12 protein-coding genes are annotated in these 11,933 nt (G+C 72.2%); 8 read left to right on the top strand and 4 right to left on the bottom strand.

Features of this window, described 5'->3' with window-relative positions:
• Positions 1-26: 26 nt before the first annotated feature.
• Positions 27-1,322: a CynX/NimT family MFS transporter gene (locus ACZ49J_RS39720; RefSeq protein WP_467455920.1), complete on the bottom strand. Its 1,296-nt coding sequence runs from the start codon at positions 1,320-1,322 to the stop codon at positions 27-29.
• 110 nt (positions 1,323-1,432) lie between these two features.
• Here ACZ49J_RS39720 and ACZ49J_RS39715 point away from each other — a divergent pair, with 110 nt between their 5' ends.
• From ACZ49J_RS39715 to ACZ49J_RS39705, 3 genes are all read left to right on the top strand, one after another.
• Entirely contained in the window at positions 1,433-2,110 is a 678-nt protein-coding gene (locus ACZ49J_RS39715) for a FadR/GntR family transcriptional regulator (RefSeq protein WP_467455922.1), read from the top strand.
• A gap of 158 nt (positions 2,111-2,268) precedes the next feature.
• Complete coding sequence (locus ACZ49J_RS39710) at positions 2,269-4,305, top strand: serine/threonine-protein kinase (RefSeq protein ID WP_467455924.1); 2,037 nt, start codon at positions 2,269-2,271, stop codon at positions 4,303-4,305.
• A gap of 314 nt (positions 4,306-4,619) precedes the next feature.
• Complete coding sequence (locus ACZ49J_RS39705) at positions 4,620-6,032, top strand: M20/M25/M40 family metallo-hydrolase (protein WP_467455926.1); 1,413 nt, start codon at positions 4,620-4,622, stop codon at positions 6,030-6,032.
• A gap of 31 nt (positions 6,033-6,063) precedes the next feature.
• On the opposite strand, the gene ACZ49J_RS39700 is transcribed toward ACZ49J_RS39705, so the two are convergent.
• On the bottom strand, positions 6,064-6,819 hold the full coding sequence (locus ACZ49J_RS39700) for an SLATT domain-containing protein (RefSeq protein WP_467455927.1): 756 nt from the start codon (positions 6,817-6,819) through the stop codon (positions 6,064-6,066).
• 275 nt (positions 6,820-7,094) lie between these two features.
• Between ACZ49J_RS39700 and ACZ49J_RS39695 the strand changes: the two genes are divergently transcribed.
• The 3 genes from ACZ49J_RS39695 (at position 7,095) to ACZ49J_RS39685 (ending at position 8,840) form a co-directional block, all read left to right on the top strand.
• Positions 7,095-7,436 (top strand): YbaB/EbfC family nucleoid-associated protein, encoded by a 342-nt coding sequence (locus tag ACZ49J_RS39695; RefSeq protein WP_322723206.1) that lies wholly within the window; start codon positions 7,095-7,097, stop codon positions 7,434-7,436.
• Positions 7,437-7,588: 152 nt separating this feature from the next.
• On the top strand, positions 7,589-8,188 hold the full coding sequence (gene recR / locus ACZ49J_RS39690) for a recombination mediator RecR (RefSeq protein WP_131563726.1): 600 nt from the start codon (positions 7,589-7,591) through the stop codon (positions 8,186-8,188).
• Positions 8,181-8,840 carry a DUF5063 domain-containing protein gene (locus ACZ49J_RS39685; protein ID WP_467455929.1) on the top strand — a complete coding sequence of 220 codons (660 nt, stop codon included), beginning with the start codon at positions 8,181-8,183 and terminating at the stop codon, positions 8,838-8,840. The genes recR and ACZ49J_RS39685 overlap by 8 nt, the downstream gene beginning before the upstream one ends.
• Positions 8,841-8,927: 87 nt before the next feature.
• Here the strand turns inward: ACZ49J_RS39685 and ACZ49J_RS39680 are convergent, their stop codons facing one another.
• Positions 8,928-9,860 carry a zinc-binding dehydrogenase gene (locus tag ACZ49J_RS39680; RefSeq protein ID WP_467455930.1) on the bottom strand — a complete coding sequence of 311 codons (933 nt, stop codon included), beginning with the start codon at positions 9,858-9,860 and terminating at the stop codon, positions 8,928-8,930.
• 96 nt (positions 9,861-9,956) lie between these two features.
• Here ACZ49J_RS39680 and ACZ49J_RS39675 point away from each other — a divergent pair, with 96 nt between their 5' ends.
• A complete protein-coding gene (locus ACZ49J_RS39675; protein WP_467455931.1) occupies positions 9,957-10,688 on the top strand; it encodes a TetR/AcrR family transcriptional regulator in 732 nt (243 codons plus the stop codon).
• A gap of 86 nt (positions 10,689-10,774) precedes the next feature.
• Here the strand turns inward: ACZ49J_RS39675 and ACZ49J_RS39670 are convergent, their stop codons facing one another.
• The gene (locus ACZ49J_RS39670; RefSeq protein ID WP_467455933.1) at positions 10,775-11,158 is read right to left on the bottom strand and encodes a hypothetical protein; all 384 of its coding nucleotides are present in this window, start codon (positions 11,156-11,158) and stop codon (positions 10,775-10,777) included.
• 157 nt (positions 11,159-11,315) lie between these two features.
• Here ACZ49J_RS39670 and ACZ49J_RS39665 point away from each other — a divergent pair, with 157 nt between their 5' ends.
• Positions 11,316-11,894, top strand: a complete 579-nt coding sequence (locus ACZ49J_RS39665; RefSeq protein ID WP_467455934.1) for a Uma2 family endonuclease — start codon at positions 11,316-11,318, stop codon at positions 11,892-11,894.
• Positions 11,895-11,933 lie beyond the last annotated feature (39 nt).

Genomic DNA, 11,933 nt, shown 5'->3' with positions numbered 1-11,933 from the left:
CGTCGCGCCGGTTCGCGGCCGTGCCCTCAGCCGATCTGGCGATTGCGGCCCGCGAGCAGGCCCGCGGCGATCTGGACCAGAGTGAGCAGCAGGACGAAGGTCAGCGGCAGCCGCCAGCCGTCGGACCGGTCGTAGAGAACGCCGACGACGACGGGCCCGGGGATCGACAGCAGGTAGCCGAAGCTCTGCACGAAGCCGGAGAGCCGCACGACCGTGGCGCTGTCACGTCCGCGCATGCTGATCATCGTCAGGGCCAGGGGGAAGGAACAGTTGGCCACGCCCAGCAGGAACGCCCAGAGCCAGGGCGCTGCGGAGGGGTCCGCCCACAGTCCCGCGAATCCGGCCAGGCCGCACACGCCGATCGTCGCCGCGATCCCGCTCTGGTGACGCAGCTTCCCGGCCACGGCGGACAGGGCGAAGGACAGCGGGACGCCCAGCAGGGAGGTGCCGGAGAACAGCAGGCCGGCGGTGCCGGCGGAGAGCCCCGCGTCGCGGAAGATCTGTGGCAGCCAGCCGATGATGATGTAGGCGGAGCCCGCCTGCAGCCCGAAGTAGGCGGTGAGCGCCCAGGCGGTGGGGTCACGGGAGAGCCTGACCTGGGGATGGCCCTGTGGGCTGGCGTGAGGGTCGGCCTGTGGATTGCCCCGGGGGCCCCCTGGTCGGCCGCTGGTGCCGTCCGTCCGGTCCGCTTCCGGTGGCGGTCGGCGGCGGGCGAGTGCCAGCCAGGGCGGCACGGCCAGCGCGGCCAGAACCGACCAGGCCCCCAGGCCGTACCGCCAGTCACCGCCGAACGCCTCGGTCAGGGGGACCGTGACGGCGGCGGCGGACGAGGCGCCGACGTTCAGCGCCATGGAGTACAGGCCCGTCATCGCTCCCACCTGGCTGGGGAAGCGCTGTTTGACGACGGCCGGGAGCAGCACGTTGGCGATGGAGATGCCGGCGAGTGACAGGGCGGTCAGCGCGATGAACAGGACGGGATCGGCGGCGAACGGGCGCAGCGCGAGGCCGGCCGTCAGCACCACGCCGGCCGCCGCGATGGCGCCGGCCGCGCCGTGGCGCCGGGCCAGGGCCGGGGCCGTCGAGCCGATCAGGGCGAAGCACACGGCGGGGATGGAGGTCAGTAGCCCCGCCACCGTGCCGCTCATGGACAGGCTGTCGCGGACCTCCTCCAGGACCGGCCCGAGGCTGGTGACCCCCGGGCGCAGGTTCAGGGCCGCGAGGACGAGCGCCGCCACCGCCAGTCGGCGCATCCCCCGGGACGTGCTGGGAGGAGTGTCCCGGCCGGTGCGTAAGGCGCGATTCCTGATCCCGATCTTCGGCATAGGCCCTATCGTAGACTCATCCTATGACTCAATGTCTAGTGGTTGGTCGTAGAGTCATAGGATGAGTTTTACGCAGTCTCATGGGATGAGAGCTGTCATAGAGTGATGGGATGACCATGGATCCCGTACGCCGACAAGCACTCTCCGACCAGGTGATCGCCAGGCTGCGGCGCCAGATCACCTCCGGAGCCTGGCCCGTCGGCTCCCGCATCCCCACCGAGACGGAGCTGGTCGAGCAGCTCGGCGTGGCCCGCAACACGGTGCGCGAGGCGGTCCGGGCCCTGGCGCACACCGGCCTTCTGGACATCCGCCATGGCTCCGGGTCCTACGTGCGGGCGACCAGCGAGCTGGCCGGCATGATGCGCACCCGCTTCGAAAAGGCCCGGACCGAGGACGTCACCGATGTCCGCAGCGCCCTGGAGATCCGGGCGGCCCGCCTGGCCTGCGTCCGCCGTACCCCGGACGACCTGGAGCGGCTCGACCTCGCGCTGGAACAGCGGGAGCAGGCCTGGTCGGCCGGGGACAGGGTCGGTTTCGTGAACGCCGACGTGGCCTTCCACCTGGCCGTCGTCGCGGCGTCCCACAACACCGTCCTGGCCGAGCTGCACGCCGATCTCGGCGAGGTGATCCGGGACTCGCTGCTGGACCACTTCGGCGACGCGCTGCGCCCCGAGCAGTTCCAGGACCACGCCCGCCTCGTGGAGGCGATCCGCGACCGCGACGGCGACCGGGCGGCGTACGAGTCCGGCTCCTACATGGACTGCGCGCCCGCGGAGAAGTACGAGTGAGCGCTGCCGCTTCCCGGCGTCGCCCACGCTCCCGGACCCGTTGGCACGGGCCGCGGTGACCACTGTTACGAAACCGTAGAAACCACCCACCTCACCTTCCCGGACCGCAGCACTATCCTCGGTCTGTCGCATACGCACGGGGGGAAGGTGGCGCGGCGATGGAGAAGCTCGGCGCGCAGGATCCACAGCGCATCGGTGCGTACCGGCTGCTCGCGCGGCTGGGCGCGGGCGGGATGGGGCAGGTGTACCTGGCCCGGTCCGACCGCGGCCGTACCGTCGCCGTGAAGCTGGTCCGGCAGGAACTCGCCGAACAGGAGGAGTTCCGGGCCCGGTTCCGGCAGGAGGTCGAGGCCGCGCGGCGGGTCGGCGGGTACTGGACGGCCCCGGTTCTCGACGCGGACACCGAGGCGGACACGCCCTGGGTGGCCACCGGGTACGTCGCCGGGCCGAGCCTGCAGACCGTCGTCGGGCACGACCACGGGGCGCTGCCCGAGCGGTCCGTGCGGATCCTCGCCGCCGGGCTCGCCCACGCGCTCAAGGACATCCACGCCGCCGGGATCGTCCACCGCGACCTCAAACCGTCCAACGTGCTCGTGACCATCGACGGACCCCGGGTCATCGACTTCGGGATCGCCCGCGCCCTGGAGACCGTCACCGACGGCGGGCTGACGCGGACGGGCGCGCTCGTCGGGTCACCCGGGTTCATGGCGCCCGAGCAGGTGCGCGGGGACCGGATCACCCCCGCGTGCGACGTCTTCTGCCTGGGCTCCGTCCTCGCGTACGCCGCTACCGGCGCCCTCCCCTTCGGGACCGCCAACTCCGGTGTGCACGCGCTGATGTACCGCATCGCGCAGGAGGAGCCCGACCTGTCGGCCCTGCCGGAGGGGCTCGCCGACCTCGTACGGGACTGTCTCCGCAAGGACCCCGCGGCCCGGCCCACGCTCAACCGGATCCTGGAGCGCACGGGCGCCGAGGACACCGTCCTCGCGGGACGCTCCCGGGACCCTTGGCTGCCGAGCGCCCTGGTGGCCCAACTCGGGCGGCACGCGGTGCGGTTGCTGGACACCGAGAACCCGGAGGAGACGGGCGGACCGGGGACGGGGCGGGCGGGAACGGGTGATGCCTCCGGGGTGGCGGGGACGGGCCGGGCGATGACGGGCAGGGGAGCGGCGGCGGAGCAGGCGGCGCCCGCCGCCCCCGCCGCGTCCCCGGAGCACGCCCCCGCGTCCCCGGAGCACGCCCCCGCGTCCCCGGAGCACGCCCCCGCCGCCCCGGAGGCATCACCCGGACACGCCCCGGTCCCGCCGCCCGGCCGGCCCGGAGCGGGCGGACTGGACCGGCTGCCCACCCAGGTCGCCGGCCCCGGGCAGGCGCCCCCGCCGGCGCTGCCACCCGCCGCGTACGGCTATCCCCAGCACCACCCGCAGCCCGCCGCGTACGGCTATCCCCAGCAGCCTCAGCAGCCCGCCGGCTACGGCGCCCACGGCCCGTACGGCTCCGCCATGGGCTCGACCCCGCCCTACGGCCCCCCGGCGGGCCCCCTCGGGCCGACTCCCCCGTACGGCCCCGGCGGTGTCCCGCAGCTCGAGCCCCCGCGCAGGGACGGCCGCTCCACGGCCGCGCTCGTCGCGGTCGCGCTGGTCGTCGCGCTCGGGGCGGGCGGTTCGGTGTACGCGATGATGAAGGGCGGTTCCGGCCAGGGGAGGGGCGACAAGGCCTCCCCGACGACGAGCGCGCCCTCGACGCCGGGCAAGGGCACGGACACGGGCGCAGGCACGGGCACCTCCGGGTCCTCGGCCTCACCGGACGGCGGGAACCCGACCACACAGGGCCCCGAGGACGGCACGATCCCCGCCGCGTACCTCGGCACCTGGGACGCGAGCATCGACAACGCCACCGGGCACCACACCCGCCGTCTGGTCATCCAGCAGGGCGAGGTCGGCGACACGGTCCTCTCCCTCACGGCGGACGGACCGGTCGGGAGCGGCACCTACCACTGCGTGTTCCAGGCCGAGCTGGCGTCGGCCCCGAGCGGCGACGGCCCGCTGGAGATCGGCCCCTCCACCGTCACGGTCGGCCCGGCGAGCACCTGTTCCCCCGGCGCCGCCTCGGAGGTCGAGATCAGCGCCGACGGCCGGCTGCGCCGCGTGAACGCGGACTCGGGGGACGCGCTGACGTACACCAAGGCGGGGTGAACCCACCAGCCGAACCCACCGGCCGAACCCACCGGCCGAACGCACCGGCCGAACGCACCAGCCAGGCAGGCCTCTTGGCGACCGCCCGGTCAAGTCGCTGAATTTTCGCTGAACTTCAGGCGCCGCATCCGGAATGTCCCGGCCCGGACCGTACCGTGACCCCACCGTACGGCTCGGGGGAGTGGCCCACGTGGAATGGGAGCCCGTGGAGCGTTGCCGCACGGCACAGCAGCCCCCTGAGGCACCCTTGCCCCCGTTTGACGCGTCCACAACCATGACACCGTTGGCACGCCCCGGCTGCTCGCGGAGGACGCATGCGCCCCAGCAGGAGAACGGTTCTGACGGCCACGGCTGCGGCGGGGGTGGCGGCCACGGCCACGGCAGCCCCCGGGACAGCGAGGGCGGCGGACGGAGACGAAGGAGACACCGACAGCGCACCAGCCACCGCGCAACCCCCCTCCCGTGAACTCCGCGCCCTCTTACGGGAGATCGACCCCGGCCGCATCGAGGCGACGGTCCGCACACTGGTCTCCTTCGGCACCCGCCACACCCTGTCGTCGCAGGACGACCCCGACCGCGGCATCGGCGCGGCACGCGACTGGATCGCGGCTCGGATGCGGTCGTACGCCGCCGCCTCAGGCGGCCGGATGACGGTGGACCTCCAGTCGTACATCCAGGAACCGGCGAGCCGTATCCCTGTGCCGACCCGCATCACGAACGTGGTCGCGACGCTGCGAGGTTCGGTGACCCCGGAGCGGGTGTACGTCGTCTCCGGGCACTACGACTCGCGCGCGTCGGACGTCATGGACGCCACCTCCGACGCGCCGGGCGCGGACGACGACGCCTCCGGGGTGGCCGTCGCCATGGAGCTGGCCCGGGTGATGGCGCGGCGTCGGCCGGCCTCGACGATCGTGTTCGCGGCGGTGGCGGGGGAGGAACAGGGGCTGTACGGGGCGGCGTACATGGCGCAGCGGTACAAGGCGGCCGGTACGGACGTCCAGGGCATGTTCACCAACGACATCGTCGGCAGCCCGACGGCGGACGACGGGACGCGCGACCCGTACACGATCCGTCTCTTCGCGGAGGGAGTACCGTCCTCCGAGACCCCCGAACAGGCCGCGATCCGCCGCTCGGTGGGCGGCGAGAACGACTCCCCGTCCCGCCAGCTGGCCCGGTTCGTCCGGGACGTGGCGGACAACGACGCGACGGGCATGAACGTCCGCGTGATCTACCGCCGTGACCGCTATCGCCGTGGCGGCGACCACATCCCCTTCCTCGAACGGGCCTACCCCGCGGCCCGCTTCACCGAGCCCGCCGAGGACTTCGCCCATCAGCACCAGGACGTGCGGGTCGAGGACGGCAAGCAGTACGGCGACCTGCCGGAGTTCTGCGACTTCGCCTTCACCGCGCGCGTGGCCAGGGTGAACGCGGCCGCCCTGTGGACGCTGGCCCAGGCCCCCGGCACGCCGCGTGACGCCCGGATCGTCACGTCCACCCTGACGAACGCCACCCAGCTGACCTGGTCCCGCGGCTCCGAGCCCGATCTCGCGGGCTACGAGATCGTGTGGCGCGAGACGACGGCTCCCGAGTGGACGCATGTGATCCCCGCGGGCGACGTCACGTCGTACGAGGTCGACCTGTCCAAGGACAACGTCTTCTTCGGGGTGCGCGCGGTGAACCGGGCGGGGGCGCGGGGCCCGGTGGCGTTTCCGGCGCCGCAGACCTGAGGACGGGTAGGGGCGGCGGGTGCGAGCGAAGTCACCTGGCCTCCGGCGGCCGCTGCCGCGGCATGTTCGGCCGTGCCCCCGGAGGCAAGGGAACACGCCCGTTCGGCGACGACTCCGGCCGCCCTCCACCCACCCCCGCCGTCTGAATTCCCAACGGCGCGGCCCCCGTCCGGAACTCGATCATCCAGTCCGCGGTCTCGGCCCGCACCAGCTCCGTGACGTCCTCGGAGAACCTCCGCAGCACCCCCAGACACCGCTCCGCGGCCTCGCTCGCCGTCCCCTCCGTGGGCCCCAGAACCTCCCGCACGCTCTCGGCCGCCCAGTCGAACTGCAGCACCTGGAGCCGACGCTGCACGGCCTGAGCCGTGGCCACGTCCCGTATCCAGCCGGACGTGACCCCGAAGAACCGGTCCCCCGCCACGCACGCGGCGCACAGCAGCAGCGACAGATACCCCCAGGGCGCCACCCCGCCCATCACCCCGGTGAGGTCGAGCAGCGGCAGCGAGGCCCCGGCGACGGCCCCGCACGCGGCCCCCACCCGCAGCACCCGCGCCGCCCGCCGCTTCCACACCCGGTCCGCGAGGTACCACGTCACCGTCTCCAGCGCACCCCGCTCCACCCACCGGTACAGCTCCTCCAGCCGCTCCGCGGGCTCCCCCCAGTCACCCGTGGGGAACGGCCGTCCGGTCAGCTCGCGACCCCCCGCCCACAGCCCCGCGCCATCGTCCCTCCCGTCGTCGCGCCCTTCCCGGGCCGCTCTCTCGGGCTGCATCTCCGGCTTGCTCACCCGGCACTCCCTACTGCTGCTGACGACGCCGGCACACAGCCGACGGGACGTAACGCTCCGTTCCTAGCGCCCCACAGAGGGCGACGGCGGCGCTTTCGTCGTTTTTCCGCCCGGACGAGGTCCTTGACCGGGTATCGGGGCACCTATTCCTCACCCGAAAGAGTGCTTACGCCATGTCAACGCCGACCACGTAGGCTCGTGCCAGGCGGGAAACAGCCCGAGAGGGCCCCGTGAACCCGTAGCCCATAGCAGAGAACCCGCAAAGGGAGCTGATCGTGATCCCCGGTGGTGGCCAGCCCAACATGCAGCAGCTGCTCCAGCAGGCCCAGAAGATGCAGCAGGACCTGGCGAACGCGCAGGAAGAGCTCGCCAGGACCGAGGTGGACGGCCAGGCGGGCGGCGGCCTGGTGAAGGCCACGGTCACCGGCTCCGGCGAGCTGCGTGGCCTGGTCATCGACCCGAAGGCCGTCGACCCGGAGGACACCGAGACCCTCGCGGACCTGGTCGTCGCGGCGGTCCAGGCGGCCAACGAGAACGCGCAGGCGCTCCAGCAGCAGAAGCTGGGCCCCCTCGCCCAGGGCCTGGGTGGCAGCGGCATCCCCGGTCTGCCGTTCTGACGACTTCCGCGACTCCGGCGACGCCGCCCGGCGCCGGCGCCCCCGGGCGCTCTCCGCGCGGCCCCCGTCCTGCCTTTCTCAGACGGGCGAGGGCCAACTACCGTACGAACTGAAAGACTCCACGAGGGGCAGCACGAAGGGCGGGCAGTCCGTTGTACGAAGGCGTGGTCCAGGACCTCATCGACGAACTGGGGAGGCTCCCCGGCGTCGGTCCCAAGAGCGCGCAGCGGATCGCCTTCCACATCCTCCAGGCCGAGCCGACCGACGTGCGCCGCCTCGCGCAGGCGCTCATGGAGGTCAAGGCCAAGGTCCGCTTCTGCGCGACCTGCGGGAACGTGGCGCAGGAGGAGCTGTGCGGCATCTGCCGCGACGCGCGCCGCGACCCCGCGGTGATCTGCGTGGTGGAGGAGCCGAAGGACGTGGTCGCGATCGAGCGCACCCGCGAGTTCCGGGGCCGCTACCACGTGCTCGGCGGAGCGATCAGCCCCATCGAAGGAGTCGGCCCGGACGACCTGCGGATCAGGGAGCTGCTGGCCCGGCTCGCCGACGGTACGGTCACGGAGCTCATCCTGGCCACGGACCCGAACCTGGAGGGCGAGGCCACGGCCACGTATCTCGCCCGCATGATCAAACCCATGGGCCTCAAGGTCACCCGCCTGGCCAGCGGCCTCCCGGTGGGCGGCGACCTGGAATACGCGGACGAGGTGACTCTCGGCCGCGCCTTCGAGGGGAGACGACTCCTAGATGTCTGACGCCACGCTGCACGCGACGAACCAGGACCCGAACGACTTCGCGGTCCAGATCGCGGACCAGGTAGAGAGCTTCCTCGTAGCTGTCACGGAGGTGGCGAAGGGCGACGAGCCGGAATCGGCGATCCCCTTCCTCCTCCTGGAGGTCTCCCAGCTCATGCTGGCCGGCGGCCGTCTCGGCGCGCACGAGGACTTCGTGCCGGAGGAGCGGTACGAGCCGGACATGGGCCCGGAGCAGGACGTGGACGAGCTCCGCGAGAACCTGGCCCGCCTGCTGGACCCGATCGACGTCTACTCCGAGGTCTTCGACCCCTACGAGCCCCGGAAGGCGCCCGTCCCCGCCCGTATCTCCGACGACCTCACCGACGTCATCACCGACCTCCGCCACGGCATGGCCCACTACCGCGCGGGCCGCACGACGGAGGCGCTGTGGTGGTGGCAGTTCTCGTACTTCTCCAACTGGGGCTCCACGGCGTCGGCGACCCTCCGCGCCCTGCAGTCGCTGCTGGCCCACGTGCGCCTGAACCAGCCGCTCGCGGAACTGGACGGCCTGGACACCGACCAGGGCATGGGCGACGACACGCTCGAGTTCGAGGCGGGCAGGGTGATGGCGGAGGAGATCGCGGGGCCGCTGGGGCTGCGGAAGGTCAAGTAGACAAGTAGCGCTCGGCGGTGGGCTGTTCGCCCCCGGTTGTGCCGGCTCGGGCCTCCCGTCATGCCGAACGGGGGGTTCTCGCTCGACCTACGGCGTGACGTCCAGAACGGCCTTGCCGTGGAGGCGGCGGCCAACGAGGGCGGCGATGGCCTCGTGGGCCCTGTTCCAGTTGCCGCGCCAGGAGATCTGGGGAATGAGGTCTGCCGCGGCGACGCGGTCTGCGAGCCATGTCAGGTCCGGGCCGGGAAGGGGGCCGTCCTGGAGGTGGAAGGTGACGATGGAGCGGCCGTGCCGTCCGTCGTTGCCCAGGAACGCGCCGGGCGGGAAGTGCACGGGCCGCAGCGTGGCGTCGCCGACGGCGACCAGGGTGCCGTGCGGTGCCAGCTTCTCGAATCCCTGTACCAGTTGAGGGCCCCCGACGCAGTCCACGACGGCGTCCACGAGGCTGCCCGCGTGTTCCGGTCCCGCAATCACCTCCTCCGCGCCCAGCGCGCGCAAGGTGTCGCCGTGCGCGCCCGGGTCGCCGGTTGAGGCGATCACATGTGCGCCTGCGCGGCGGGCGAGCTGGACCGCGTAGCGTCCGACGCCGCCGGTGGAGCCGGTGATGAGAACGCGCTTGCCCGGCAGGGAGCCGATCCGGCGCAACGCGCGCAGAGCGCTGACTCCCGCGACCGGCAGGGTACTGAGCGCCCCGGCGTCGGCGCCGGCGGGCGCCATGCCGAGCAGACGGGTGTCCACCGTCCTGAACTCCGCCCAGCCGCCGCTCTCGCCCAGAGTCAGCACCGTAGTTCCGGCTGCCGGCCCAGAACCGTCGGCGGCCGCGCGTTCGACCACTCCGGCGGCGTCCCAGCCCAGAACGGTGCCGTCCGGCGCCCGGGAAACGGCGTGACTGACCTCTCCGTAGTTGAGCGAGGTGGCGGTCACCCGGATCAGAGCCTGGTGGGGGCCGGGTTCGGGATCGGCGGTCTCGCCGAGGCGGAGACCGGAGGGAGCGGAGTGGTCGACGAGCAGAGCACGCATGCGGTTCGCCTCTTCGGTGGGGAGTGACACGAGCAGTTATGCCACTCAGTGGCATACGCGTGCAAGTGGCGTTTGCCGCCGCGCTACACTCAACCCGTGACCGCCGGCCCTCACCCCTCGCCACCTGCCGCTCCCCGACGGGAGGGGGCTTCGAAACGGGCGCCCGTCGGCCCGCCGCTGCGGGAACGCAAGAAGCGCCGCACTCGTCAGGCGCTGATCGACGCCGCGCTGGAGCTGTTCACCCGGCGGGGATTCAGCGGGGTCACGCTGGACGAGCTCTGCGACGAGGTCGAGGTGTCCAAGCGCACCTTCTTCCGGAACTTCACCAGCAAGGAAGACGTCGCGATGGCCCCCCTCCAAGACCTCTGGGCTGCTTTCCTGGAGGAGCTGCAGACCAGCCGGCCCGACGGCCGTCCACTGCTGGAACTGGCTCAGGACGCCCTCCTCGCCGCTCTGGATCGCGTGGCGGACGAGGACTGGGCACACCGGACCGTGCTCAGCCTCCGCCTGGCCGAGCGGACTCCGTCGATGGAGGCGCACGGCCTGCACTTCTGCGAACGCACCACCCACTCGGCGCTGGAGATCCTGCACCGCACACTCGACCTCGGCGACCCCGGCGACCCCCGCCCCCGGCTGGCCGCCGACATGCTCGTCGCCGCGTTCCGTTACGCCCTCATCGCCTGGGCAGCCCCGCCCGCGAACACCGACGAACCGACCGCGCCCCGGGCGCCGGCCGCACAGGAACTCTCCGCGCGCTTCCGCGAGGCGGTCGCCGCGCTGCCTGGCAGCCTCACGCTCACCGCCGTTCCGCGCCCAACCGACAGCTGACTGACGCGGCCCGAACCGCCGGCTGCGCGGGCGACCCCTGCCCGCCTGGAAACCTTGCCCGCCAGGTGATCCAGGAGTGGGCGTGATCAATCCCCGGTGACTCCGAGCAGTGCCACCGGATCGACGTACGGCGCCGTCGGAGTCGGCTCGCTGTACCACCGCAGCGGCCACGTGTTCCCGTCCAGCGCCGGAATCCCGATGTACGTGACGGTACGCACGCCTCGGCCGCCGAACCGCTGGACGCCGAGGGGCCAGTCGTGTCTGCGCACCTCGTCCGGAGTGAGCAGGAAGTACATCCACCGGAACCCGATGGCCTCGCACACGACCGGCCCCGCGTCCCCGTCCGCCGCCTCCATGAGCTGGGCGGCGACCAGCTCCCCTCGTACGCCCTCGATCCGTACGGCGTCGAAGTACACGCCGGCCACGCGGAGTTGATGCCCTGCGGCCGGGATCCATTCGGGCCGGTGCATTGCGTTGGTCCGAGGCCGACTCGCGGATCGACTGGCTCATGGGACCCGCCGACGACGGTCAGCGTGAACCTCGGGACGACGAGACGCCAGGTAGGAGTGACGTATGAGCATGCAGAACGCGCCGGTCAGGGCACCATGGAGCCGAGGAGGCGACGCCATGACCCCCAGGACCGAGAACCGGCCCCAGATGTCCGTCGAGGAGTTCGAGGAGCTGGAACGCCACGCCCCGGAAAGCGTGTGGCTGGAGTTCATCAACGGAAAGGTCGTGGTCAAGCCCATGGCGGACGGCAACCACCGCGAGGTGATCGCGTGGCTGCAACGCGTGTGCATGCGGCATCGCCCCGACCTGTGGCTGCATGCGGAGAGCGGCCTGAAGACGGAGCGTTACCGCAAGGGGCGCGCCCGCGCTGCTGGGGTGCTCGTCCCGGTGGGTGACGTCAAGGGCGAGGCCGAGTGGTCCGAAGCCGACGGTGCCCTGATGGCAGTGGAGATCACGTCGTACAACTCTGATACGAACCAGCGCGACCGTATCGAGAAGCCCGACGGCTACGCGGCCGCCGGCATTCCCCTGTACCTCCTCATCGACCGCGACGACCGCTCGGTCGTCGTGTTCAACCAGCCGGAGGACGGCCGCTACTGGCACGAGGAGAAACTCCCCTTCGGAGCCGTCGTGAAGCTCCCCGCCCCCGTGAACATCACCCTGGACACCGAGCCCCTCAAGGAGCTGGTGGACTGAGGATCCTCGGGCGGCGTCAACGGCACCCGGAACCGAGTG

Source organism: Streptomyces sp. NPDC030840 (assembly GCF_055572015.1).
This window is presented reverse-complemented; position numbering and strand designations above follow the sequence as displayed.